We start from the raw sequence: 24,565 nt of genomic DNA on the forward strand, positions 1-24,565 counted from the left end.
GGCTCCGAGGTCTTGTGCTTTCCAGCCTGGAAGAAAGTGCCGCGCCGGGGCAGGTGCCCTCCGTCCCATGGCGTGGGCCGACCGGCCCTGAGCGCCGGGGACGCGGCCCGTTCGGACGCCGCGAGGCGGTCCTCGGCCACTGGTACGGCCGTGCTGCTCGCATCGGCAGAGGACGGGTAGCGTGGGCAGTGACCGCGACAGTCCGGACTCGTGTGCGAGGGGCTTGGAGGAGCGGCGTGGCAAGCGGAGAAGAGCCTGGTGTACGACTGCCCCAGCTTAAGCTGGACGAGCTGCTGGAGGAACTGGAGGCCCGGATCGACGCGGCCCGCGGCACCCGGGACCGGGTTCACAGCTTGTTGGAGGCGGTGCTCTCCGTCGGCCGCGAACTGGACCTCGAACAGGCACTGCACTCCATCGTGGAGGCAGCCGCCGTGCTCGTGGACGCCGAATACGCCGCCCTCGGCGTCATCGGCCCCGACGGCAAATCCCTCTCGGCCTTGCACACCGTCGGGGTGACCGAGGAGCAGATCGCCGAGATCGGCCCCTTCCCGGAGGGCCACGGCATCCTCGGAGAAGTGATCCGTCACCCGGAGCCGCTCCGACTGGAGAAGATCTCCCAGCACCCGGCCTCGTACGGCCTCCCGGCCCACCACCCGCCGATGAACAGCTTCCTGGGTGTGCCGATCCGGGTCCGGGATCAGGTCTTCGGCAATCTGTACCTGACGGAGAAGCGCGGGGGTGCGCAGTTCGACGAGGAGGACGAGTCGGTGCTGTCCACGCTGGCCGTGGCGGCCGGTGTGGCGATCGACAACGCCCGGCTGTACGAGGAGTCCCGGCTGCGCGAGCGCTGGCTGCTGGCGAACGCCGAGATCACCCACAGTCTGATGTCCGGCAGCGAACACGCCGCCACCCTGAAACTGATCGCAGAGCGGGCACGAGAGATCATGGGGTCGGCCCTGGCGGCGGTGGCGATGCCTATGGCGGCCACCGAGTCCCTCACCGTGGAGATCGCCGTGGGCGTGGACGCGGCGGCACACCGGGGGCTGGTGCTACCCCTGTCCGGAACATTGATGGGCCTTGCCTTCTCCGCTGCCGCGTCCGTCACCAGCGACGACGTGCACCAGGACGAGAGGATCTCCCCAGATCCGCCGCGTTTCCACGGGCTGGGCCCCGCTGTGGCCGTCCCCATCGGCACCAGGGATGAGGGCGTGCGCGGCGTGGTGCTGGTGGCGCGCAACACCGGCGCGCCGGTCTTCTATGGCGAGGAGACCCAGAAGCTGCAGGGCTTCGCCGCGCAGGCCGCGATCGCGATGGAGCTGGCCGAGCGCCGCAAGGACGCAGAACAGATCGCGGTTCTCCAGGACCGCGACCGGATCGCCCGGGACCTGCACGACCTGGCCATCCAGCGGCTCTTCGCGACGGGCATGACGCTGCAGAGCGCGGGCCGCTTCATCGAGCATCCCGAGGCCGCCGAGCGGGTGCTGCGGGCCGTGGACGACCTGGACGAGACCATCAAGATCATCCGCTCGACCATCTTCGGGCTGCGCGCCCGTGCGGCCGCCGTCGACGCCGGGTTGCGAGCCCGGGTCGTAGACGTCGTCGGCGAGAAAATCCCGCTCCTGGGTTTCACACCCAGCGTTCGCATCGAGGGTCTGCTCGACACCGATGTCCCGCAGGAAATTGCCGACCACCTCGTGGTCGTCCTCTCCGAGGCCCTCACCAACATCGCCCGTCACGCCCGCGCCGAGCGGGCACAGGTGGTACTGACGACCGACGGCCGGGAGGTCACTCTCACGGTCGCTGACAACGGTGTGGGCATCCCGCCTGGCGGACGGCGCAGCGGGCTGCGCAACATGGCCGAGCGCGCCGAGCAACTGGGCGGGCACCTCGACGTGGCTGGCCCCGACGGAGGAGGTGCCACACTGCGCTGGCGGGTGCCCCTGCCCCCCACGTAGGAAGCGGACACTTCCCTGGCGCGGGGGCGGAGTCCGGCAGGCCGTGTTGGCGCACCACACGGGCAAGGGGCCCAGGGACGGCCCACTCGGCCCATGTTCCGCGACCGCTCGCCGGTGCAGCCTGAAGGCGTCGTGAGACGGCACCTCGGCTCCCTGGAGGACGCCATGAAGGGCACTCCCACCGACGTGAGTGACGTGATGACCCGCACGGTCGTCGCCCTGCGCACGGGCGCGGTCTTCAAAGACATCGTGCGGACCATGCAGGAGTGGAGGGTCAGCGCCCTCCCCGTGCTGGACGACCGTGGACACGTCGTCGGTGTCGTCTCCGAGGCCGATTTGCTGCCCAAGGAGGAGTACATCGAGGGCGCCACGGGCCGGTACGGGCAGGAGGGCCGCAAGGCGGACGCGGTGACCGCCGGCGAGCTGATGACCGCTCCGGCTGTCACTGTGACACTCGACGCCACCGTCGCCCACGCCGCGCGCGTCATGGCTCGCAAAAGGGTCAAGCGGCTACCGGTGGTCGGCTCCGACGGGACTCTCCAGGGCATCGTCAGCCGGTCCGACCTGCTGAGCGTCTTCCTGCGGGACGACTCGGAAATCGCCGAGGACGTCCGGCACGAGGTCGTCGCACGGCTCTTCGGTGCACACGCCGGTGCGATCCGGATCGAGGTGCGCAACGGTGTCGTGACCCTCACCGGCCGGGTCCGCGAAACCGCTCTGATTCCGCTCGCCGCCCCCCTTGCGCGATCCGTCGCGGGCGTGGTGGACGTGCACTGTGCGCTCAGCGGCACGCCCCGCCATCCGGACCTCGACCCGGACCTGCCGGACCCGCAACGGTCGGCACCTGACTGACGGAGGCAGATCGCAAGCCGAAGGAGGGGCACGCCGATGACACGGACCTCTCCCATGACCGTGAAACGCCGGCCGCGGCGCGCCCGGCATCAGCAGGCACGGGACCATGGCCCAAGGCGCAGTCCCACGGTACCGACGCAGCGAAGGCTCAGCCCCACGGTCGACTGAGCTGGACGGCCGGACGCATCGGCGCATGCCGATCGGCTTCGCCGAGGGCGTCACCCGGCGTCGGAGTCGGCGGCGGTAAGTCGGCAGTCCACGCCAACGACCCCTTCCACGCCCCGAACCAGGCGCTCGGCCAGTGGAATCCGCGCGGCGTCCCCGATGCGTCCCGTCAAGGTCGCGACGCCGTCGCTGACGACGATGTGGACGGGCTCGACCGGGGCCGGGAAGAGAACATCGACGATGTCGCGTCGGATCTCGTCCGCCAGATCGTTGTCGGGACGCAGGAACACCTTCAGTAGATCCCCGCGACTGACCACGCCTTCGAGGACGCCCTCGGCATTCACCACGGGCAGCCGCTTGACATGCCGCAGCGCCATGATCCGTGCCGCTTCGGCGAGTGTGGCGTCTCCATGAATGGTGACGGCCGGGCTGCTCATCAGCTCCTCGGCGGACACCGCCCCGGCCTTGGCCAGGTCGGGCATCCGGCGCAGCTGAGTGAAATCAGGATCGCTGTCCCGGAACTCCTCCTTGAGCAGCAGATCGGCCTCGGAGACCACCCCGATCACCCGCCCGTCACCCACCAGCACTGGAAGGGCACTGACCCTCCACTGCTCCATGCGTTCGACGATGTCCTTGAACAGAACCTTGCGGCCGATCGCGAGGACGGCATGAGTCATCACGTCGCTCACCCGGTGGGGGCTGCTGTCCATGCTGTCCTCCCATGGCCGTTTGGCCGGACGGAGCGTGCGCGCGGTCACGATAGGTCACCGCTGCCGTAGGGCGCGTAGAGGTCGAGCAGCCGGACCCGGGTGGCGTGCAGCCGCTGGGCGACCACGCGTCCCACCCACACCGCTACGGCCCGCCCGAACGCCGGATCCGCGGTGCACATCGCGCGCACCGCCTCGGCGTCGAACTCCCAGGCCCGCACCGGGGTCATCGCCTCGGCGCCCAGGTGCCAGAGATGTGGCGGGAAGTGCCAGGACCAGCCGACCAGTTCGCCGTGCCCGAGTGACTCGACCACGGCCGGGCGGCGACCGGGCACATGCAGATCGAGGGCGACGGTTCCGGTGCGGACGATCCAGAAGCGGTCGGCGTGCCGGCCCTCCTCGAACAGGCGCGTCCCGGCCTCGAAGGAGACCTCGCGGGCGAGGCGCATCAGCCGTTCGCGGTGCACGGGCTCGAGCGCCGTGCTCATGGTGGTCGCGGAGGTCATCGCACCGGCTCCCTTCCTGGGCTGTCGATCCCAGCCTGCGCGACCTCGGCCGCCGACGCCACGGGCCGCCCGGACCGGGCCGTGGGCCCTTCGGCTCATACCGCGCGGTGCGTCGCCGGGTCGGCCCCCATACACCCGACCCGAGCCGGTGCCGCTCACTCGAATGGGCCGCCCCGCCCCCTTGTCGGGAGTCTTCGGCCCCGTGCGCCCCGCCCGCTGGTCCACGCACGCTGGACACACCCGCAGTGGAGGGAGAACGATCATGAGCGTCTCCACGCGCATCGCCGTCATCGCGGTCGGTGACCCGTCCCGGCACGACGAAGGGGTCGGCCGGGCGGTGCTGTCCCGCCTGCGCGAGCGGACGCTGGAGAGGCCCTTCCCGCCGGGCACCGTACTCGCGGAGTGCGACCTCGATCCGGGACGGCTGATCCGGCTTTGGGACCACACAGCCTGACCGTCGTCCGGGAGTCGGCGCGCACCCGACCGGGGAACCCCGGCCACATCCAGAGAGCGGCCATGCCCGGGTCCTGATCGACTGCGGCCTCTTCCAGGGCCTCGCCGACCTTCGCCGACGCAGCTGGCGCGGCCTGACCTGCGACGCGGGGGGCATCGAGGGCGTCGCGATCACGCGTGCCACCATTGCGGCTGTCTGCCGCGGCTGGTCCGCCACGGCTTACGCGGCCGGGTCGTTACGACGGATTCAGCTGGACGTCGTTGCCGAAGTGTTTGGCCGCTTGTCACGACGATAGGTCCGGTTGGCCCTGTTGTCGCAGGCCTGGTGCAGGGAGGCTGTTGCTGTTGGTGCGAGCGTCGGCATCGCGATGTCGGTCGTCCGACTTGATCCCACCTCGATGTGCGGACGCAGTCGGCGCCCAGGTCCTCCCGCTGAGAGGAGAAGGTGACATGAATCGGCGCATCATTGCAGCAATCGACGGTTCGCAGGCTGGCCTGGCAGCGGCGGACTGGGCAGCGCGGCAAGCTTTGTACCGCAGGGTGCCCTTGTCCCTGGTGCACGTGAGTTGCGCACAGCCACCGCGAGAAGCGATACCGGTCTCAACCTCTTCACCTGAGGGCGAAGTATCCCGGCTGATCTCGGAGAAGACTCATCGAGACATGATCCACATCGATCTGGATGTCTTGACTGTCCAGTTGGCAGGAAATCCGCGCAGGGTGCTTCTCCATGAGGCTGCTGATGCTGAGATGCTTGTACTCGGCTCACGACCCCTCACTAGTACGAAAGGCTTCCTTCCAGGGAGTCTGGGGCTGTACCTGGCTGCTCACTCGGACCGGCCTGTGATCATCGTTCGGAAACCTGAGGAGACCGCTGCGGGAGGCTCCGCGCGTGCCTCCACCGTGGTGTTGGGCCTCGATCCGGAAAGTCAGGCAGACGAGTTGGTTGATTTCTCCTTCCGTACAGCGCAAGCGGCCGGGGCCAGCCTCCGCATCGTTGTCGCCGCAGCTCCGCCGGTCTTCCCACTGCACCATTTCGTACCGGTGAGTCCCGAGGAGAGAGTGCAGTTGGAGAGTCGCGAACGCCCAGCGCTTGAACGAATACTCAAGGGCTGGTCTGAGAAGTTCCCGGAGCTTCGGGTCGACGCCGCCATCACTGTCGGACATGCGGATGAGGTACTGGTCGATGCCACCCAGAGCGCAGACCTTGTCGTTGTGGGGCGTCGACGCGCCGTCGGCCCGCACCATCTCGGGGCCATCGCCCACGCAGTGCTTCACCATGCATCGTGCTCGGTTGCAGTAGTTCCGCATGACTGAGTAGAGCCCACTACTCAGTCACTGTCCTCACTACAAACCCGTGCGAAGCGATTCACGCCGAGGAACTCAAGATGCTCCCTCGTGTGAATGGCCAGCTGACGGGAACCGGAATTTGCTGCACCCCCTGGCGTCACGCAAAATAGCGAACATCACCCCACGTGAGAACCGACAAGAGCCTCTTTGCCGAGCCTCCGTGGCAGGCAGCTTCGTCCACAGACGACTCGATGGCGAGCAATGCTCACGACCTGTGGATCGGTCTCGGGCTGGACGCGAGGGCGTACCCTCCCCGGTTGATCGACTTCTGTTCATCGAGTACGCCGGGGTTGCACCGTCGGTCGGGAAAGCACGCCCCGTTCTGAGCGTAGTGAATGCCGATGGAACGACTGAGAGGTCGTTTTCTCCCGTTGTTTTATCCCGGATTGCGGCTTTGATTCAGTGGTGTCGAGTTGCGCCAGGAGATGGTCGGTGAGGCGTCGGGCCATGAGGTCGGTCATGGCGATGTGGATCATGGCTTCGGAGCGGTGCGGGTGGGTTTCGTAGTCGCGGGCCAGGCGGCGGTGGAGCATGAGCCAGCCGTAGGTCCGCTCAAACGCCCAGCGTTTCGGGATGGGAGTGAAGCCTCTGGTCCCGGGCTTGCGTTGGCTGATTTCCATGTCGATGCCGAGGGCGGCTGCGTGCTCGACGAGGTGCTGGCGGTAGCCGCCGTCGACCCACACTTTGCGGACGCGGGGATGTTCGGCGGCGACCTGGTCCAGGAGCTGGGTGCCGGCGATGGAGTCCTGCACGCTCGCCGCGGTCACCAGCACGGCGAGCAGGAGGCCGATGGTGTCGGTGACGATGTTCCGCTTCCGCCCGACGATCCTCTTCCCGGCGTCGATGCCCTGGCATGAGGCGGGCACGCTGGTGGAGGTTTTCACGCTCTGCGCGTCGATCACGCAGGCCGACGGTTCGGCCTCCCGCCCTTCCTTCTGTCGTAAGAGTTGCCTGAGCAGGCCGTTGAGCTGGGCGAACACGCCTTCCTGCTGCCAGCGGGCAAAGTAGCCGTAGACCGTGTTCCAGTGCGGGAAGTCGTGCGGGAGGTAGCGCCACTGGACGCCGGTCCGGTCCACATACAAGATCGCGTCCACGATGTCGCGCAGGTCGTGCTCGGGCGGCCGGCCGAAGTCGAGGGCCCTGCCGCGGCGCTCGAAACGCCACGCCGCCAGGACCGGCTCGACCAACTCCCAGCGGGCATCGGACAGATCACTTGGGTAAGGGTGTCGCCTGGCCATGCTTCCGGCGTACTGCCCCGAAGTGAATGCGCCCAGTCGCACCGAATCGGCGCCCGAAGCAAACAATCTCGAGAACCGGGCGTTCTGGGATGAGACAGAAACGAGTCGCATCCCACCCCGCCCGTCACCCCTCTGGGCACACAGGGCCCGACCACACGCACCGCCCCTTCCGCACCACCATCCCGCACTCCAAGATTCGCCCCATACCTATTCGAAACAGATGAAAACGACCTCTTAGAAGGCGCTTGGTGCGTTCACCTGGAATCGGCCCGTCGCCTGGGCAATCACGCGCGCCGAGGACGGGCTGCCACTCGACTTCGACACGCATTCGACGCGGCCCAGATCACTCGTAGATCGTCGCCGCTTGCAGGGCTCGTGCGAAGAACCTCCAGTCACCGCTGGCCGGCACCTCGCGGCCGGTGGTGCTGTACCAGCCGTCCGCGTCGTCGATCCATGCCGCCAAGGCCTCCAGGAAGCTCGGGAGGTCCGCGTTCTCCCACGCGCTTCCGTCCTCGGCGTGGCTGCGATGCAGCGAACGAACGAAGGCGGCCAGGTCTTCTCTGGTGTCGACGTGCTCAGGAGAAGTAGTCACGCGCGGACCCTACTTGGCACGCCGGCCCTGGGACCGGTGAGCGCCGCCTTGTAAGTTCGATGCGAGCCCGCTCCGGATGCGGCCGACGACTGGTGCGGCGGCCGGACAGAGTCGCTGGCGTACGCCCTCGTTCGGCGTCGTTGATGTCAGCCGTGGATGTCAGCTGTCCATCAGATCCGGGTAAGGGCAGAGTTCCAGCTCGGCGGTCGGACGGTCAGCCCACTTCCACCAGACGTGTTGGTTGGAGCACCCCCAGACCAGACGGCAGGTGCGGCGGTCGTCCTCCTCGCGGTGACAAAGTGCCATCGCGCCGGCCTTCAACGGGCCACCGCACTGGGGACAGGTCGGTACGGACTCGGTCGACATCCCTGCAACGTACCCCCTTGGCTCCGGTGGTCAGAGTCCTCAACTTGGGAAGCTAAGGGCATCTAGGGCTTACTCCCGGCCTGACCTGCGGCGGAGAGGCGGGAGCACGCGGTAGGCGGTCGATCGGTTGCCCGCTGTTCCTCGTGGTTCCCCGCACGATCTGGCACGCGTCATTCGTCGTCGTATCTCTCCAAGACCATTCCCACGGAGCCTTGTTCGAGCCCGTTGTTCTCCTCCAGGTGGAGGTGAGTGCCGTCCGGCGTGCCGTCCTGAGCGAGAGTGAGGAGGTGGCCGGCCAGAGTCTTCAACCCGGCAGCGTTTGCCTCAATGACGATCTCGCCACCCAGGTTGCGGACCTCGATGCGCGCGCCTTCCTCCCACGTGGAAACTCTGGTGATTCCATCGGTCGCCGCGCTCACGCGAGTGTTCATCGACGGAGTAGCGCTAGCTTCAGGGGCCATACCCCAAGCATCGCGTACCCCGGGCCAGTCACGACGCCGAGACATAAGTGATGACCTCTTCGTCCCGAAAACGGCGGGAAGGCCATTGGTGGTTCTCGGATTGCTCAATCAGTCGTGGACGGCTTTAGAGGTACAGCTTCGGTTGCTGAGGTTGCTGTATTCCGCGCTGTACTGCTTCGGCCTTCTGACGGGCGTGGGCGAGGTTGTTGCGGCTGGACAGAGTGTGGGGGTGGGTGTCACCCAAGACCTTCTCGCGCTGGGCGAGGGTAGCTTCGTAAAGGGGGATGGCCTGTCCCGGATTCCCCGCCGACTCATAAGCACTAGCGAGGTTGTTGCGGCTGTTCAGCGTGTCGGGTGGGTGTCGCCCAGGACCTGCTCGCATTGGGCGAGGGTGGCTTCCAGCAGGGGGATGGCCCGTCCCAGTTGACATCCATCACAAGATCATGATCGCGGATGGCTACTCGGCGTCACCGCCGACTACGGGCCAGACCCGCTCGCTTTACAGACCCCTCGTGGAGTGGGTCACCATGCTGATCGTCACCCGTGAGGGTGACCGCCGCTGCAAGCTCCGAACGATTCAGCAGGTCCGGTCACGTCCACAGCCGGTTGAGCCAGTCGATCTGCGTCACATTCTCCGTGGCACTCAGAGCGGAAGTCTCAGCGCGAGCAGCAACGACGGCCCCGTCTATTCCTCGCTCGCGGGGTGCCCAGCCACCTACGCAGGCCGTCATTCAATGCTGCTATCTGGATACATGCAACACGGTGCGTGATCCCGGACGTCAGCACGGACGAGGCACTCCGCCAATGGATACGATCCGGTGGCGTTACGCACCCAGGGCGTCCACATTCCACAAGGGTGCCGCCCAGCCAGCAGTGCGCGTTCCCAGGCAGCCGCAAACACTCACTCGGCCCAGGGATCGAAGCCAGTGCCGAGGACATTCTCGAGAAGAGTGCGCATCTGAGCCGCCGGCTCAGCGCCGAACTTTCCCTCGAACTCGGCTTGCACGCCCTCCCAATGGGGAAGTGCCGCCTTCATCCGCGCCAGACCCTCCGGCGTGATCATCACGCTCCGCGCTCGGCGATCGGCGGCCGCCGTCTCGATGGTGACCAGCCCCTCACGCGCGAGCGGCTTGAGGTTGGACGCCATCGTCGTACGGTCCATGGCGATCACGTCGGCGAGACCGCTGATCGTCATTTCTTCGCGCACGCTGAGCTGTTGCAGGATGCTGAACTGCGTGGCCCGCAGGCCTAGCGGCGCCAACGCCTTGTCGTAGGTCGCGCCGAGATATCTCGATGCCTTTCGCAGCGCGAGGTTGTTGCACTCATCAGCCTTCGACGCTACAGCATTCATCGTCTCCTCCAGAGCTCATCTGCACTATACGAGCAATTACTCTTAAGTGCAAGGTGCCCCCGCGCACCGCAGAGGCGGAGAGCCTCAGGCGCGCAGCTCTTACCCCTTCCGCAATACGAGTATATATCCCTAATTTTCGTCATCGTCTCGACGCCTGTACCAAGAGCCGCCAGACGTGCACAGGAGGTCACGCGCGCAAGACAACCTGCGTGGTCCACCTATACCGGAGTCGGAACACTACGCGGCTTCCGCGCAGCAACACCGATCCGAGCGCTGAGCCTGAGCGCTGCGCTGCTGAACCTGAGCAACTCCGTGAAAGGAACCAGCATCAACCCGTCGACATTCGAATCGCACAACCAGGCAGAACTGGCGCGACGCCGCCGTCGCATGGGCCAGCCCTCACCACGGGTCTCCCGCCGCGGGTTTGTCGGCGGCGCGGCCGCGGTCGCCGCTGGTGCCGCACTCACCGGAGTTGCAGCGCTGCCCGCCGCGGCCACTCCCCGGCAGACACCGAAGCTATTCGGCTCGGTATCCGGCGTCCCATGGCTCCCCGCAGGGTTTCGGCAGACATTCACCAACCAGCTCATGCACGCCGGCGGAATACGTGAGCACGCCATCATCGGCGGTGACGGGCCTCCCCTGCTCCTGATAAACGCCTGGCCTCAGAACTGGTACGGCCTAGTAGGACTCCGTTAGGTCCTTCTTGATCTTGTTGTCGTGCGGGCTCTGGCGGGGAGGGGTTGTTGGCAGCTGCTGCAGATCCCGGTCCAGCACCTCAGGGTGTCTTGGAGAGCGTCGACGGTCTGGTAGAGGGTGGGGCTGGTTGTGGTGCTTTTGGGGCGAGGCGCTGTTCGGTGAGGAAGGCCTGGGCGGCGGTCACGAGGGTGACGTGGTGGTGCCAGCCGGGCCAGGATCGGCCTTCGAAGTGGTCCAGGCCCAGGCCGTGCTTGAGCTCTCGGTAGTCGTGCTCGATGCGCCAGCGGACCTTGGCCAGGCGGACCAGATCGGCGATCGGGGTGTCGGGCGGGAGGTTGGACAGCCAGTATTCGCTGGGGGCTTCGGCTCCGGCGGGCCATTCGGCCAGGAGCCAGCAGTCGGGCAGGACCCCGTCCCACCAGCCCTGTCCGGCCGAGGCCGATGCTTTGATCGGTCGTTCGACGGCCTTGCCGGCAGGACGCACGCGCACCGCCGCGAAGCGGGAACGTAACTCCCCTTTCGTACCCTTGCGCCACGTGAGCGGGGTGAATGCCTCCTGCCCCAGAGCCGTGGCAAGAGCCGCCACTGACGGCGCCTTCTGGCGGTATCGCGGCTGGGGCCAGCAGCCGATATCTCCCTTGCGATCCGGGGCGATGGGTTCCGCGTCGAGCGGGTGGGCGCTCACGTCCGACCGGATGGACAGGACGTAGGTGAGTCCTCGTTCTGAGAGGGCGGCTCGTAGGTGTGCGTTGGTGCCGTAAGCGGCGTCGGCCACCACCGCCGGCGGTGTCATTCCCCAGTCCGCGAGAGTGTCGAGCATGTCGAGTGCCAGCCGCCATTTCTCCCGGTGCGTGACCTCGGGCGGAATCTGGGTCCTGGTGCGGCGGTGGCTGTCCGCGGCCCAGTCCTCGGGCAGGAACAGCCTCCACTGCAGGGGGCACGAGGCAGTGTCACTGGCGGCATGGACACGGACGGCGACCTGGCAGTTCGCCCGTTTGCCCAGAGCTCCGCAGTACTGCGGAGCCACACCGACCGACATCCGCCCGTCCTTCGGCATCGACACATCGTCGATCACCCACGCCACCGGGTCGACCAGCGGCAGCAGCCGTTCATTGATCCGCCGCTGCACAGGCACCGGATCCCACGTCGACTGGTTCACAAACTGCTGCAGATTCTGCTCATTGCCGTCCGGCAGCCGCTCCGCCATCGCCTGGATCGACTTGCGACGGCCGTCCAGCATCAGTCCCCGCAGATAACAGTCACCCTTGGCCCGCTGGTCCTTCCGCGGCACCGAAGCAAACACATCGGCCACGAACAACGCCAACGTCGCCCGAACACGCCTCACTTCACGCAAGTCCACACACCCAACATGCTCTTGATCAGCGCAAACCGAAAGACCTAACGGAGTCCTACTAGCACATGGTCATTCCGGTGCTCGCACGGCAATACACGGTCATCGCCGTCGACCAACGTATATCGGCCTGACCGACAAGCCCCGCGACGGCTACGACACCGCCACGCTCGTAGGCGATCTGGCCGCACTAAGAGGCCCTAACAGAAGCTGTTGATCATGTGACTTTCGGTTGGGATGGTCGTTGGTCTGGTCGTGGGAAAGCGTCAGTCGCGACCGTGGATCGTGTCGGATGAACTGTGGTCGCTCATCGAACCGTTGTTGCCCGTGCCGGCACCGAAGCTGGCGGAGGGCAGACCGCGTGTGCCGGACCGGCAGGCCCTGTGCGGGATCCTGTTCGTCCTGCACACCGGGATCCAATGGGAGTACCTGCCGCAGGAGTTGGGCTTCGGCTCGGGCATGACCTGCTGGCGGCGTCTGGCCGCCTGGAACGAGGCCGGAGTCTGGGACGCGCTGCATCTTGTGCTGCTGAAGAAGCTGCGGTCGAAGGACAAGCTGGACTGGTCGCGGGCGGTGATCGACTCCTCCCATGTCAGGGCAGCCCGACGCGGCCCAAAAGCGGACCCAGCCCGGTCGACCGCGCACGACCAGGCAGCAAGCACCACGTCCTGACCGACGCCCAAGGCATCCCCCTCGCCGTGTCGCTGACCGGCGGAAACCGCAACGACGTCACGCAGTTGCTCCCGTTGGTGGACAAGGTTCCGGCCGTGGCCGGACGCGTCGGCCGGCCCAGACGCCGCCCCGACGCACTACTCGCCGACCGCGGCTACGACCACGACAAGTACCGCCGCCTGCTATGGGACCGCGGCATTCGCCCGGTCATCGCCGAACGAGGTGTGGAACACGGCTCCGGCCTGGGCGTTTTCCGCTGGGTCGTCGAGAGGACCATCGCCTGGCTGCACGGCTTCCGCCGCCTACGCGTCCGCTGGGAACGACGAGACGACATCCACGAAGCCTTCCTCGGCCTCGCCACCTGCCTCATCACCCACCGCCACGTCCAACGCCTTTGTTAGGACCTCTAAGGGCCCGCAGAGAATCAACATGCTGATTTGGTCTCCGTGGGGCTGCTGTTTGCGAGGAACGCGGTGACGTCAGCGGGTGTCCGGAACCTGGCTGTCGAGGATGGAACGGTGTAACCGTGCTCGGAGAGGAGGGGCTGGACTTGGCGCACGGCCCTGGTAAGGGTGCTGCCGTTGACTCCGAAAAGCTGGGCGAGCAGGTCTCGGGTGCCAAGTTTGCGCAGGTAGAGCACGGTGGCCAGCACCCTGTCGGCGGTGGTCAGCCTGTCCTGGGCCCCCGCACCGCGAGCGCGGATGCGTTCGCCTCCTCTTTGCTGGAGCCGTGCCTGCTCACGTAACTCCTCCAGCTTCTCGGCTAGTTGGTTGACGAGCTCGTCCAGCGCTGGTTCGGGCATGCCGGTCAGCTCCGGGTTGCGCAGACATCCCCTGCAGGGCCCCGGGGGCGAGCATCCGGCTGATGCGTTGGCGTTGTCGCGAGGCTGTGGGTGGAGGGTGTAATTCCAGTCGCCGTGGAAGCGATGCCGGTGCAAGGGCAGAGCATCGATATCGCTGTCGGTGACCTTGATGCCAGTGTCGTAGGTGCCCGGGTCGAGTTCGGCGTGGACTCTCAGCCCGGTGCGGGTGGTGGTCGCCGCGATGCTGTTCACGATGACGTCGTGGCTGGTCAGCGGGCGGCCTCGCCAGTTCATGCTGATGTGGGAGAACAGCCGGTGCTCGATCTTGTTCCACTTCGAGGTGCCCGGCGGCATGTGGCAGACCGTGATGTCCAGGCCCGTCTCGGCGGCAAGGGCTGAGAGCTCGGTCTTCCAAGCGCGGGTGCGGTATCCGTTGGACCCGCCGGCGTCCGCGGTGATCAGCAAACGGGTGGCGGCAGGGTAGTCGTGCCGACCGCGGGCCTGCCACCAACGGCGGATGGAGGCAACAGCGAACGCTGCGGTGTCATGATCGGTGCCGACACTGACCCAGCCGGTGTTCGCGGCGATGTCGTAGATCCCGTACGGGATCGCCTTTCCCGGTCCCCGCCGGTCCAGGAAATCGTGCGTCTTGACCAGCACCGGCTCACCGGCAGGCCGCCATTGGTGGCCCGCGTTCTTGTAGTCGCCTACCAGCTCCTTCTTCTTGGTGTCCACGCTGATCACCGGCTGTCCGCCGTCAATGTGCTGCCTGGCCCGCTCGTTGATGTAGCGGAACTGGGCGTCCCGGTCCGGGTGTTGCTTGCCCTCGAGGGTCTTGGCACCAGCCTGCAGGCTGAAGCCCTCCTCACGCAGCAGGTCCCCGACCGTGTCCGCACTCACCCTGTGCCCCTCGCGGGAGAGCTCAGCCGCGAGATTCCTGGTCGACTTCACCGTCCAACGCAACGGCGACATCGGATCGCCTCGTTCATCGGGTTCCACCAGTGCCAGCAGTGCGAGCCGCAACCCCGGATCAAGGTCCACGGCCTTCTTGCGCCCACCACCGGGCCTGCGTACCCGGCCCAGAGGCTCGTCGCCGGCCTCCAGCTCGCTCACGCCCTTGCGGACCGTCGTCTCACTGACCTCGGCCGCCCGGGCAACCGCCCGGATACCACCGTGCCCCAGGACCCGGGCCTCGGCCCCCATCAGCAGCCGCCGCTGCCGCTCATCAAGGTGCGGGAACAACACCCCGAACTTCACAGCGAGTTGACTTCGGACCTCATCGGAGACGCTCATACCACAACAACGAGCCGCATCACGGGAAGCAACACCTTGATTCTCTGCGAGCCCTAAGGGCCTGCCGGAAATTAACATGTTGCTTCGCGCCGTTCAGGTCGTTGACCTGGTATGGGTGTGACTGGTGGAGTTCGCGATCAACTTGCCGTGAAGTTCGAGGTGTTGTTTCCGCATCTGGACGAGCGGCAGCGGCGGCTGCTGATGGGAGCCGAGGCCCGGATACTGGGCCACGGAGGCGTTCGGGCGGTGGCACGGGCGGCCAAGGTCAGCGAGACAACGGTTCGTAAAGGTGTGGCCGAGCTGGAATCCGGCGAAGGCCCTTTGGGCCGGGTACGCAAGTCCGGCGGCGGTCGCAAGAGGGCTGCGGATCTTGACCCCGGGCTGCGGCACGCGCTGCTGGCACTGGCCGACGAGCGCGGTGATCCGATGTCGCCGCTGCGCTGGACGGTGAAGTCGACCAGGAGTCTGGCAGCGGAGCTCACCCGGCAAGGACACCGAGTCGGTGCGGACACGGTCGGGGTCCTGCTGCGCGATGAGGGCTTCAGCCTGCAGGCCGGCGCAAAAACCCTCGAGGGCAAGCAACACCCGGACCGCGACACCCAGTTCCGGTACATCAACGAACAGGCCAAAGAACACATGGCCGACGGCCAGCCGGTGATCAGCGTGGATGCGAAGAAGAAGGAACTGATCGGCGACTACAAGAACACAGGCCGCCAGTGGCGGCCAGCCGGAGAGCCGGCGCGGGTCAAGACACACGATTTCCTGGACCGGCAAGGACCGGGAAAGGCGATCCCGTATGGAATCTACGACCTCACAGCGAACACCGGCTGGGTCAGCGTCGGCACCGATCACGACACCGCCGCCTTCGCCGTCGCCTCCATCCGCCGCTGGTGGCAGGCCCGAGGCCGGCACGACTACCCGGCCGCCGCACGCCTGCTGATCACCGCGGACGCGGGTGGCTCCAACGGCTACCGCACCCGCACCTGGAAGACCGAACTCGCCGCCCTGGCCGCCCAGACCAACCTCGAGATCACCGTCTGCCACATGCCGCCGGGCACCTCGAAGTGGAACAAGATCGAGCACCGGCTGTTCTCACACATCTCCATGAACTGGCGCGGACGCCCTCTGACCAGCCACGACGTCATCATCGACAGCATCGCAGCGACCACCACCCGCACCGGGCTGACCGTCCACGCCGAGCTCGACACCCGCACCTACGACACCGGCATCAAGGTCACCGACAGTGACATCGGCGCCCTGCCTATACACCGGCACCGCTTCCACGGCGACTGGAACTACACCCTGCAACCTCGGCCCGACAGCACCACCGCGGTCCAAGCCCCACAGTCGACCAGCCTCCCCTGCCCGCAGCCTTGCACCGGATATCTGCGCAGTCCAGAACTCACCGGCATGCCCGAACCCGCCTTGGACGAACTCATCAACCAACTGTCCCAGCCACTCGAGGAGTTACGTGAGCGAGCCCGATCCCAACAACGAGGAGGCGAGCGACTGCGTGCTCGAGGAGCAGGAGGCCAGGACAAGCTGACCAACCCCGCCAGGGTGCTGGCCACCGTGCTCTACCTGCGCAAAATCGGCACCCGTGACCTCCTGGCCCAACTCTTCAAAGTCAGCGGCAGCACCCTCACCAGGGCCATTCACCAAGTCCAGCCCCTCCTGGCCGAACACAGCCGCACCATCTCACCCTCAACAGCCAGGTTCCGCACACCCACCGACGTCACAGCGTTCCTCGCGAACGGCGTCCCCACAAAGATCAAACCGACACGTTAATTTCCGGCAGGCCCTAAGTCCCTAGTGTTCTGCACATGAGAAGGGGTGAGCAACCGTCGTGAATCGTGCCGGATCGGCGGTGGGCGCGGATCAGCCGTTGCTGCCGACTGTGCCGCGCCGAACGGATTATCCCGGGCGCGCGCGTCTGGACGACCGGAAGGCGCTGTCGGGCATCCTGTTCGTGCTGTACACCGGCATTCCGTGGGAGTTCCTGCCCCAGGAGCTGGGCTTCGGCTCCGGCTGGCGCTGGCGGCGCCGGCGTGACTGAAACGACGCGGGAGTCTGAGCCGACGGGCGAGGGCTGACGTGGCGAATGGGACTGTCCGAACTTGAAGGACTCGTCCTGGGGCGACGGCACCCATGTGCCCGCACGGACTGCAAGCTGGTTCAGTCGCTTGTGACCGGGTATCGGCTTGTGATCGCGACGCGGTTGAAGGCGTTCATCAGCGTTGACAGCCAGGCGACCGCCGAGACCTGGTCCGCGGAGAGCACGGCTGCTGCCGCGTTGTAGTCGTCGTCGCTCACGTGCCCCTCGGACACGCGCGCGATCGCCTCTGTCAGACGTAGGGCCGCGCGGTCGGTCTCGGAGAAGTAACCAGTCTCTTCCCACGCGGGCAGCACTGCGATCCGGTCCGGGTTCTCGCCCTTCTTCAGCGCGTCGCGGGTGTGCATTTTAAGACAGAACGCGCAGCCGTTCATTTGGGACGTGCGGATCTTCAAAAGCTCGACCAGAAGCGGGTCAAGGCCTGCCGCGGTGGCGGTGCCTTCCACTGTCGAGGACAGGACGACAAGAGCCTTGTAATTGGCCGGGTGCTGCTTTCCGATGTCAACGCGCTGCTTCTCAGTTTCTGACTCAGTCATGGGTTCCTCCTCTTCGCATGGCCGGACGAATCACAGGGCCGCCCTCAGCCTCGCTTGATCCGTGCCATCGTTACGAGCGGCGGTGATGCGCAATGGGAATTTCGACCCAAAGCTTGTCGCCGCACATTTATTCCCGTCCGGCGCCGACCAGGCGCCCGGTCCTCTCCTGTGCGCGGGGCGGCCTTCGGCCGGCCTCGGGCATCCGGTCAAACGTGGAACTCCTCCATGGACCAGCAGCCCTGGCAGTCAGCGAGCCCGAGGTTGGCCTCGGCGTCGTTGACCGGGACCATATCCCTTCGGCACTGATCCGGCACTTGTCGCTCAGCCGTTCATCCGGGCACTTCCCAGGTACGGCAGGAAAAACAGGAAACGGATTCGCGACATCGCGACGCATTAGGAATATATGCCATTAATGGAAAGCCTCAGCGTCTATGCCGCTCATCTCCTCTTGTCTCAGATTGACAATGGGCGACATGAGTCACTGTCTGGTTCAAGCCCCGTGCAGGACCTCCAGGCTCAGCAAACAGATTACCGGGCCTCGACGGGGCGGCCTTCTTCAGCCGCCCGGGCGGTCTGCACCGGCACGCGAGTGCTGCGCTCATGGACGTGAGGCGCCGGCGTGCGTGCGATCTGCAGGCTGAGCAGTTCCGGGCGGCTGTAGTGACCGCGCGCATCCATTAGGCGCTTGCGCACGTCGATCTGCGCGAAGTCCAGATCGGCGATCACTTCACCTTCGCCGGATGTCAGCGGCTCGCCGACGATACGGCCCTCGGGATCGACGATGGCGGTGAAGAAGCCACCGGAGACCGCACTGACGGGGCCGCCGGTGTCCTTGGCGATCTGCGCCTGCTGGTCGGCATCGAGCCAGGCGGTGGCGTTGACCACGAAGCACGCCGATTCCAGCGCATGCTGGCGGATGCTGACCTCCATCTGCTCGGCGAACTGCTGGCCGCCGAAGGCGCCGGGATACATCGCGGCGTGGATCTGCTCGCCATCGGCGATCAGGGCATAGCGCGCCAGCGGCAGGTAGTGCTCCCAGCATGCGAGCTGGCCGATGCGACCGACGGCGCTGTCGACCGCACGCAGGCCCGATCCGTCGCCCTGGCCCCAGACCATCCGCTCGTGATAGGTCGGTGTGATCTTACGGCGGCGCTGGATCAGCGTACCGTCCGCATCGAATAGCAGCTGCGTGTTGTAAATTGTGCCGCCGTCACGCTCGTTGACGCCGATCGAGACGGCCATGTGGGCCTCCCGGGCAGCTTCGGCGATCGCGTCGGTCTCGGCGGACGGTATGGTCACCGCCTGATCAAGTAGGCGCAGGTGCTCCTTGGACATCATGTAGGGCGGCTGCACGAAGGAGAAGTAGGGGTAGTAGGGAACGACGGTCTCAGGGAAGACCGCGAACTGGACACCCTGCTCACCCAGGTCGCGGATCTTCTTCACGACCTTCTGGACGGTGCCCGCGCGGCTGTAGAGCACGGGACTGATCTGGACTGCAGCGGCTTTTACGACAGTCATGGTGATACTCCTTGCAAATGTTCCGTCGGTACGGCCTGGCGATGCCGCGCGTGCCCGTACAGGCGCGCGATATAGGGGCGGTCCAGGAGGGATGGGGCCCGGCCGAGCGGACAACTCCAGCTGCCGCTATGTGATTACTTGCGGCTAACGCGAACCGCGGCGACCCGCCAACCAATAGGAGTATATGCTCCTATCGGCTAGTCGGCAAGGAGCGGATCCTTCCGAAGCCTTTCGCGACTCGGCGACGCCGAGTCGCCCGGGCGCACATCGCGGCGCCCTGCCGTAGCTGGCAGCTCCTGAGCACCTCGGCAACCACTTCGGCTCGGCGGGAGTCATCCTTACCAGACCCCGCTCGGGGCCATCGGACGGGACGGGAGGGTGGAGGAGCGCCGTGAGGGTCCGCAGGGCAGCGAAAGACGTTGGCGACTTCCTGATCGAGATGGTGGGAGAAGCCGTCGCCGAGGTGATCCTCAGCCTGCTCGCGTGCGCCCTGCTCGGCTGCCTGGCTCTGATCGCCTACCTGAGCTGGTCCTTCAGCCCACGCTTCACCGTCGCGGGGGTCGGGCTGCTCAGCTTCTTCCTCGCCCACGGTGCCTGCAGACCTTCCGCACTCCCTAGAAGGGTCGCCCGTCGGGGCCTCGCCGCCCTGACCGCTGGCGGCTTCACTGTGGCCGCCATGACGGCCCTCTTCCTGCTGCTCTACGCCACAGGCTGCGACTGCCTGTGAGGCCGTTTGGCTCCATGGGCTCAGCCGACCAGTGCAACGCTCTGCGGCCGAATGAACGCTCAGCCATCTCAAGACCGGGGTCGGTCATGCGATGGCTGCTTCGAAGACGCGTGACTCGTAGAACGTGCCTTCTCGGAGCATGGCGAACAGGACGCTGATGTGCGTTGGCGGGCGAGGCGGAGGAGGCCTGGGTGTGGGTTTTGCCGCGGGCGGGTTGCCTGTCGTAGTAGGCGCGGGAGGCGGGATCGGCGTTCATGCAAGCGAAGGCGGACAGGAACATGGCGCGTTTGAGCCGGCGGTTGCCGCCTCGGGCGCGTGTTCGCCGTGGATCGAGGTCCCCGACGATTTCGTGGTCGGGGCGAGTCCGGCGTAGGAGGTGAGGTGGGCGGCGGTGGGGAAGCTGGTGCCGTCGCCGACGGTGACCAGCAGGACGGCGGCGGTCCTGACGCCGACGCCGGGCATCGACGTCAGGACCCGGGAAGGAGGGTGGGCCTCCAGCAGGGCGTTGACCAGGCTTCCAGGGCTCGGCGCTGTACGTGGACAGCGCGAGAGAGCAGGCCAGGCAGGGCACGACAACGTCGAGGGTGCCGGTCCCCGGGACCACGACGGTTTGCTCGTCCAACGCTTCGAAGACATCGTCGATCAGCCGGTGGGCCATGCGCGGGGCCTTGGGCCGGATGAGCTCGACGAGCTTGCGGCGTCCGGCTTTACGCAGTGCGGCCGGGGATCCGTAGCGCTCCAGCAGCCAGGTGACGGCCTGGCGGTCCAGGCGGGGGCCCAGCACGCGCCCCAGCGACGGGTGGAACTGGGTAGCAATCCGCGTATCCGGTCGGAAGTGCGGGTGGCCTCGGCCGCGAGGTCCTGGTCGAAGCCGACGCGGACCGCGAGTTCGGCGGTGATCGCGTCGGTGAGTTCCAGCGCAGGGTGTGCGGCATGGTGCGGGCCACATCCGCGATGACCGCAGGTCCTTCGCATCGGTCTTGGCCTCGCCCGGATACAGGTCGGCGATCCGCCGCATCGCGAGTCCGGGCAGGTAGGCAACCTTGCAGCGCGCGTCCCGGGCGACCGTGAGCGGGAGGGCTCCGATGGATGCGGGCTGGTCCACGATCACCAGGACAGCACCGAACTTTGCGGCCAGTTTGTCGAAGACGGCCCGAAGTTTTCGGCTCGCTGTTGGGCAGCTGCTTGTCGAAGACCTTCTTGCCGGCCGGAGTCAGCCCGTGCCCGTGATGAGAGCTCTTGCCGACGTCCAGGCCGAGGAACACGCCCACATCTTCGGTGTCGAACATCGCCCCCTTCCAGGAGAGTTGAACGTGCCGGCCCCGGCAGTGGTGCCGTACGCGCGCATCCACGTTATGCAGACCTGCCGCCCGCGAGCTGTCCGGCGTTGCGCCGGACCGGGTGGTGGCCGGACCTCTCATCAACGTCTCCGACGGCACCACCCGAGCCCTGTGACACCCCCAGGTCATCCGTTCGACAGGGGGACACAGTCATGCCGGACCCGGAGGCCAGCGGCCCTCTTGCAGGACCGCGGAAAACATAACGGGGGCGACTCGACCGTCACGCGCCCGTACCCCCGGCAATGGACCGGGGGTCACGACAGGTGTCACTCAAGACCCATCCCTTGCCATTCCAGAAGTAGGAGCATATGCTCTTACTGTCCATACCGACAGGCCCTGTCATGACGAAATAGCCCCGACACGGGCGGACCTCGTCAACAAGCGCAAACAACGCGGCGCCGCACACGGTCCACATCGGCAAGATGTGCAGCTCGGTATCCAGGGCAGTCACGACCGGACCATCCGTCACCTCTTTGACAGGTGACATAGGTCGTGCGAGTGCCGAAATGCCACCCCACATAGGTAGTTCACAAGTCGATCGGAGCAGGCGGCAGCCCCGCGCATCCAGGCCGAGGTCCTGGCGCCACCGAATCGACACACCACAGAACGGAGCGGCAAGTTGCCGACTGCATCGAAGATCAACAAGCGGCGTTACCTGTACGCAGCCGCCGGCATCGCCACTGTCGTCGCCGGTGGCCTCGCCATCGCCCCGATGGCCTCGGCCGAGATGACAACTTCCACCAGTGCGCACGCCGTTGACCAGCGCGCGAAAAGTTTCGAACTGGTCGGCAAACAGACCTCGCTCGAAGACCTCGATCTGGGCCGGGCGGGAATCAGCCCGGGTGACCAGCGCGTCATCCACGAAAACCTCTACCGCGACGGTGAAAAGGTCGGCGATCACAGCGTCGTCTGCACCTATACCCGCGTCAATCCGGCCGCGCTCCAGTGCCTGGGCACCTTCTCTCTGCCTGAAGGACAGTTCGCCGCGCAGGCGCTGCTCCACCTGCCCGCCCCGTCCTACGTTGACGTCGGCATCACCGGCGGATCAGGCGACTACCGCAACGCCCGGGGCTTTGTTCGCACTGTTCCTGCCGGTGACGCCGAGAGGCACTTCACCGTCCACCTGAATCGCTGACGGTCGGCTGTCCTACGCCCTCGCCGCCACAGCGCGCCCATCTGACGCTTCTGCAGGTCGGAGGGTCGCGCTCGACCTGGCCGGGGAGCACCTCAAGAGCGGCGGCTTCGAGCAGGCGTGCGCCACCTGGAACCCGATCGTCCACCCTCCGGATCGCAATCCCCGAGCCGGTGTGCAGCTCGCACTGCTCCGCCGCCCCCACCCCTATGAACTGGTGACTCGCAGGTGTGAGATTCACCGACATCTAGAGAGAAAGTTCCCTACATGTACATGAAACTCGAAGTCACCGTGCTGCCTGTTTCCGATGTCGATCGAGCCAAGGCCTTCTATGAGCAGGTGGGATTCCGTCTGGACATCGACATGCCCGCCAGCGAGAACTGGCGCGCGGTGCACTTCACGCCGCCCGGTTCCGAGTGCTCGATCATGTTCGGCACGGGGATCACCTCCGCCGCACCCGGATCGGCCCAAGGCCTGTACCTCGCTGTCTCCGACATCGAGGAGGCCCGCACGGAACTCGTCGGTCGCGGCATCGAGGTGGGCGAAGTCTTCCACGACGCCGCAGGACTGCTTTACCACGGCCATGAGGCCGGAGAGGTCACCCACCGGGTCGAGGGACAGGCGCGCCTGGCTGGCCTGCACCCCGACCGCGCCTCCTACGGCTCCTTCGCCACCTTCAGCGACCCGGACGGCAACGGCTGGGTGCTCCAGGAGATCATGGAGCGGTTCCCCGGTCGCTGACATCTCGTCAGCCACCCGGGAATGACGGGCGCCGACCGGCCCGCAGGGCGGCCGACCCCGATCAGCCCGGGAACACAGCCCCTGCACACCAACAGTCGGATCCCGAACCCGACATATATACGAGTATATGCTCCTTAGTCTTGAGGTCCTGGTTCCGCCCTGACGCTCGAGCAACGTTCGAAGGAAAAATTTTCATGACCATGTCTCCCATGGAGCCGCCCGCGCAGGAAGGCCCCGGATCAAAGCCGGTGTCACACCGTGCCCGGCGCGGGTTGTCCCGACGCGGCTTCGTCGGCGGCGCGGCTGCTTCTGCCGCTGCCGCAGCCGGTCTCTCGCTGGTAGGCGGATTGACTCCGTCCGCCATTGCCTCCCCCGCCGTGCGCGGGCCGAGGGGTTTCGGTTCAGTCTCCACGGCTCCGGGACTTCCGGCCGGGTTCACCAAAACGTTCACCAGCCGGTTCATCCAGGCCGGCGGACTGCGCCAGCACGCGGTCATCGGAGGCGACGGGCCGCCGCTGCTGCTGGTACACGGCTGGCCGCAGAACTGGTACGCCTGGCGCATGGTGATGCCGGAGCTCGCCCGGCACTACACGGTCATCGCCGTCGACCAGCGCGGCATCGGTCTGACCGACAAGCCCATGGGCGGCTACGACACCGCTACCCTCGCCAATGACCTGGCGGCCCTCATGGATGCCCTGGGACACGACCGGTTCGCCGTGGTCGGCCACGACACCGGCATGGTCATCAGCTACGCCCTGGCAGCGGACCACCCCGAGCGGGTCGCTCGGGTGGCCCTCCTGGAGGTCCCCGGGCCGCCGATGCACAACCCCTCGCCGTCGCTGTTCAGCGCCGCCGCCGACAACGACCGGCTTTGGCACATCGCCTTCAACCGGGTAAACCACCCGGCGACCGAGAAGCTGGTCCGGGGCCGGGAAGAGGTCTTCTTCGGATACGAGTTCGACATCCAGGGAGGAAAGAGGCTCCCCGACCGCACCCGTGAGTACTACTACCGCATGTTCTCCGATCCTGAGACTCTGCGCGGCAGCTTCGGCCTTTACCGAGCGTGGGACGCCACCCTCGACCAGAACGACAAACGCGCCCAGACGAAACTGACCATGCCGGTCCTGGCGATCGGCGGAAAGGAAAGCTGGCACGAGTTTGTCGCGGGAGCGATGAAGCCCCTCGCGAACGACGTGCAGGGCGTGGTCGTCCCCGGCGCCGGCCACTGGGTCGCCGAGCAGGCCCCCACGGAACTGCTCACGGAGCTGACCCGTTTCCTGACCCCGTACCGCGGCGCCGACCCATCCCGCTATCGGACGGCCAGACGTCCGGGCATGCCCCGGGCATGACGCCACGCGCTCGACCGGGCGGCAGTGTCACCGCTATCGAGCAGCCCGAGCTCACTGGCGAAGAGCCCCGTACGTTCGCCCGGCTCCTGCGCTGATCCCACCGCAGGGGCCTTCGACCGAGGTCGTCCTGCCCGCCGGGTGTCCCGGCGGGCAGGACCAGAGCGAACGCTCTTGCGTAGTTGTACCCGAGATGGTCAGCCCCCGACAGCCGCACGCCGTCGTGCGGCCTGCCTTCGTTCGCAGGCGCCCCCTCGGACGACTGGCACGCCACGCTTCGCCTCCTTCCAGGAGCGGCGGAACCT

Annotated in this window: 20 protein-coding genes and 3 pseudogenes; 11 read left to right on the forward strand and 12 right to left on the reverse strand. The window is 66.6% G+C overall.

Annotated elements, in window-relative coordinates; all coding sequences use genetic code 11:
* The first annotated feature begins 236 nt into the window (after nt 1-236).
* Nucleotides 237-1,955: a GAF domain-containing sensor histidine kinase gene (locus tag OG776_RS04730; RefSeq protein ID WP_329319100.1), complete on the forward strand. Its 1,719-nt coding sequence runs from the start codon at nt 237-239 to the stop codon at nt 1,953-1,955.
* A gap of 165 nt (nt 1,956-2,120) precedes the next feature.
* Entirely contained in the window at nt 2,121-2,807 is a 687-nt protein-coding gene (locus OG776_RS04735; RefSeq protein WP_329323655.1) for a CBS domain-containing protein, read from the forward strand.
* A gap of 218 nt (nt 2,808-3,025) precedes the next feature.
* Here the strand turns inward: OG776_RS04735 and OG776_RS04740 are convergent, their stop codons facing one another.
* Together OG776_RS04740 and OG776_RS04745 are read right to left on the reverse strand one after the other, a co-directional pair.
* Nucleotides 3,026-3,682 carry a CBS domain-containing protein gene (locus OG776_RS04740; protein WP_329319102.1) on the reverse strand — a complete coding sequence of 219 codons (657 nt, stop codon included), beginning with the start codon at nt 3,680-3,682 and terminating at the stop codon, nt 3,026-3,028.
* Nucleotides 3,683-3,726: 44 nt separating this feature from the next.
* On the reverse strand, nt 3,727-4,185 hold the full coding sequence (locus OG776_RS04745; protein ID WP_148008226.1) for a Crp/Fnr family transcriptional regulator: 459 nt from the start codon (nt 4,183-4,185) through the stop codon (nt 3,727-3,729).
* 262 nt (nt 4,186-4,447) lie between these two features.
* Here OG776_RS04745 and OG776_RS04750 point away from each other — a divergent pair, with 262 nt between their 5' ends.
* Complete coding sequence (locus OG776_RS04750) at nt 4,448-4,639, forward strand: hypothetical protein (RefSeq protein WP_148009783.1); 192 nt, start codon at nt 4,448-4,450, stop codon at nt 4,637-4,639.
* A gap of 449 nt (nt 4,640-5,088) precedes the next feature.
* The gene (locus tag OG776_RS04755; protein ID WP_329319105.1) at nt 5,089-5,952 is read left to right on the forward strand and encodes a universal stress protein; all 864 of its coding nucleotides are present in this window, start codon (nt 5,089-5,091) and stop codon (nt 5,950-5,952) included.
* Nucleotides 5,953-6,413: 461 nt separating this feature from the next.
* Here the strand turns inward: OG776_RS04755 and OG776_RS04760 are convergent.
* From OG776_RS04760 to OG776_RS04785, 6 genes and pseudogenes are all read right to left on the reverse strand, one after another.
* Nucleotides 6,414-7,223, reverse strand: a pseudogene (locus OG776_RS04760) (IS5 family transposase); the annotation flags it as partial.
* A 343-nt stretch (nt 7,224-7,566) separates the two neighbouring features.
* Entirely contained in the window at nt 7,567-7,815 is a 249-nt protein-coding gene (locus tag OG776_RS04765; protein ID WP_148014867.1) for a DUF7660 family protein, read from the reverse strand.
* A 536-nt stretch (nt 7,816-8,351) separates the two neighbouring features.
* Nucleotides 8,352-8,600, reverse strand: coding sequence for an Imm32 family immunity protein (locus tag OG776_RS04770; protein ID WP_261995110.1), 249 nt, complete (start codon nt 8,598-8,600; stop codon nt 8,352-8,354).
* Nucleotides 8,601-8,766: 166 nt separating this feature from the next.
* Entirely contained in the window at nt 8,767-9,072 is a 306-nt protein-coding gene (locus tag OG776_RS04775; protein ID WP_329319108.1) for a tetratricopeptide repeat protein, read from the reverse strand.
* A gap of 471 nt (nt 9,073-9,543) precedes the next feature.
* A complete protein-coding gene (locus OG776_RS04780; protein WP_329319110.1) occupies nt 9,544-9,993 on the reverse strand; it encodes a MarR family winged helix-turn-helix transcriptional regulator in 450 nt (149 codons plus the stop codon).
* Between the two features lie 775 nt (nt 9,994-10,768).
* Complete coding sequence (locus OG776_RS04785) at nt 10,769-12,049, reverse strand: IS701 family transposase (RefSeq protein WP_329319112.1); 1,281 nt, start codon at nt 12,047-12,049, stop codon at nt 10,769-10,771.
* 228 nt (nt 12,050-12,277) lie between these two features.
* On the opposite strand from OG776_RS04785, the gene OG776_RS04790 reads away from it, so the two are divergent.
* A protein-coding gene (locus OG776_RS04790; RefSeq protein WP_329318703.1) for an IS5 family transposase occupies nt 12,278-13,113 on the forward strand; the annotation gives its coding sequence in 2 pieces (ribosomal slippage) (nt 12,278-12,656 and nt 12,656-13,113; 837 coding nt in all).
* A gap of 23 nt (nt 13,114-13,136) precedes the next feature.
* Here OG776_RS04790 and OG776_RS04795 read toward each other — a convergent pair.
* Complete coding sequence (locus OG776_RS04795) at nt 13,137-14,807, reverse strand: ISAzo13 family transposase (RefSeq protein WP_329319114.1); 1,671 nt, start codon at nt 14,805-14,807, stop codon at nt 13,137-13,139.
* A 111-nt stretch (nt 14,808-14,918) separates the two neighbouring features.
* Between OG776_RS04795 and OG776_RS04800 the strand changes: the two genes are divergently transcribed.
* Both OG776_RS04800 and OG776_RS04805 read left to right on the forward strand, forming a co-directional pair.
* Nucleotides 14,919-16,595 carry an ISAzo13 family transposase gene (locus OG776_RS04800; RefSeq protein ID WP_329319116.1) on the forward strand — a complete coding sequence of 559 codons (1,677 nt, stop codon included), beginning with the start codon at nt 14,919-14,921 and terminating at the stop codon, nt 16,593-16,595.
* A gap of 58 nt (nt 16,596-16,653) precedes the next feature.
* A pseudogene (locus tag OG776_RS04805) lies at nt 16,654-16,851 on the forward strand (transposase); the annotation flags it as partial.
* A gap of 131 nt (nt 16,852-16,982) precedes the next feature.
* Here the strand turns inward: OG776_RS04805 and OG776_RS04810 are convergent.
* Together OG776_RS04810 and OG776_RS04815 are read right to left on the reverse strand one after the other, a co-directional pair.
* Nucleotides 16,983-17,456 carry a carboxymuconolactone decarboxylase family protein gene (locus OG776_RS04810; protein ID WP_148008179.1) on the reverse strand — a complete coding sequence of 158 codons (474 nt, stop codon included), beginning with the start codon at nt 17,454-17,456 and terminating at the stop codon, nt 16,983-16,985.
* A 528-nt stretch (nt 17,457-17,984) separates the two neighbouring features.
* A complete protein-coding gene (locus OG776_RS04815) occupies nt 17,985-18,974 on the reverse strand; it encodes a nitrilase-related carbon-nitrogen hydrolase (protein WP_148008180.1) in 990 nt (329 codons plus the stop codon).
* A 391-nt stretch (nt 18,975-19,365) separates the two neighbouring features.
* Here OG776_RS04815 and OG776_RS04820 point away from each other — a divergent pair, with 391 nt between their 5' ends.
* Nucleotides 19,366-19,701, forward strand: coding sequence for a lysine transporter LysE (locus tag OG776_RS04820; protein WP_148008181.1), 336 nt, complete (start codon nt 19,366-19,368; stop codon nt 19,699-19,701).
* Between the two features lie 84 nt (nt 19,702-19,785).
* On the opposite strand, the pseudogene OG776_RS04825 reads toward OG776_RS04820, so the two are convergent.
* A pseudogene (locus OG776_RS04825) lies at nt 19,786-20,990 on the reverse strand (IS110 family transposase).
* Between the two features lie 778 nt (nt 20,991-21,768).
* On the opposite strand from OG776_RS04825, the gene OG776_RS04830 reads away from it, so the two are divergent.
* The 3 genes from OG776_RS04830 to OG776_RS04840 all read left to right on the forward strand — a co-directional run bounded on the left by OG776_RS04830 (nt 21,769) and on the right by OG776_RS04840 (nt 24,263).
* The gene (locus OG776_RS04830) at nt 21,769-22,176 is read left to right on the forward strand and encodes an allene oxide cyclase barrel-like domain-containing protein (RefSeq protein WP_410093156.1); all 408 of its coding nucleotides are present in this window, start codon (nt 21,769-21,771) and stop codon (nt 22,174-22,176) included.
* 264 nt (nt 22,177-22,440) lie between these two features.
* Entirely contained in the window at nt 22,441-22,914 is a 474-nt protein-coding gene (locus tag OG776_RS04835) for a VOC family protein (protein WP_148008183.1), read from the forward strand.
* A 377-nt stretch (nt 22,915-23,291) separates the two neighbouring features.
* Nucleotides 23,292-24,263: an alpha/beta fold hydrolase gene (locus tag OG776_RS04840; RefSeq protein WP_329319121.1), complete on the forward strand. Its 972-nt coding sequence runs from the start codon at nt 23,292-23,294 to the stop codon at nt 24,261-24,263.
* Nucleotides 24,264-24,565 lie beyond the last annotated feature (302 nt).

This window comes from Streptomyces sp. NBC_01689, from assembly GCF_036250675.1.
In the GTDB taxonomy this organism is placed as follows: domain Bacteria; phylum Actinomycetota; class Actinomycetes; order Streptomycetales; family Streptomycetaceae; genus Streptomyces.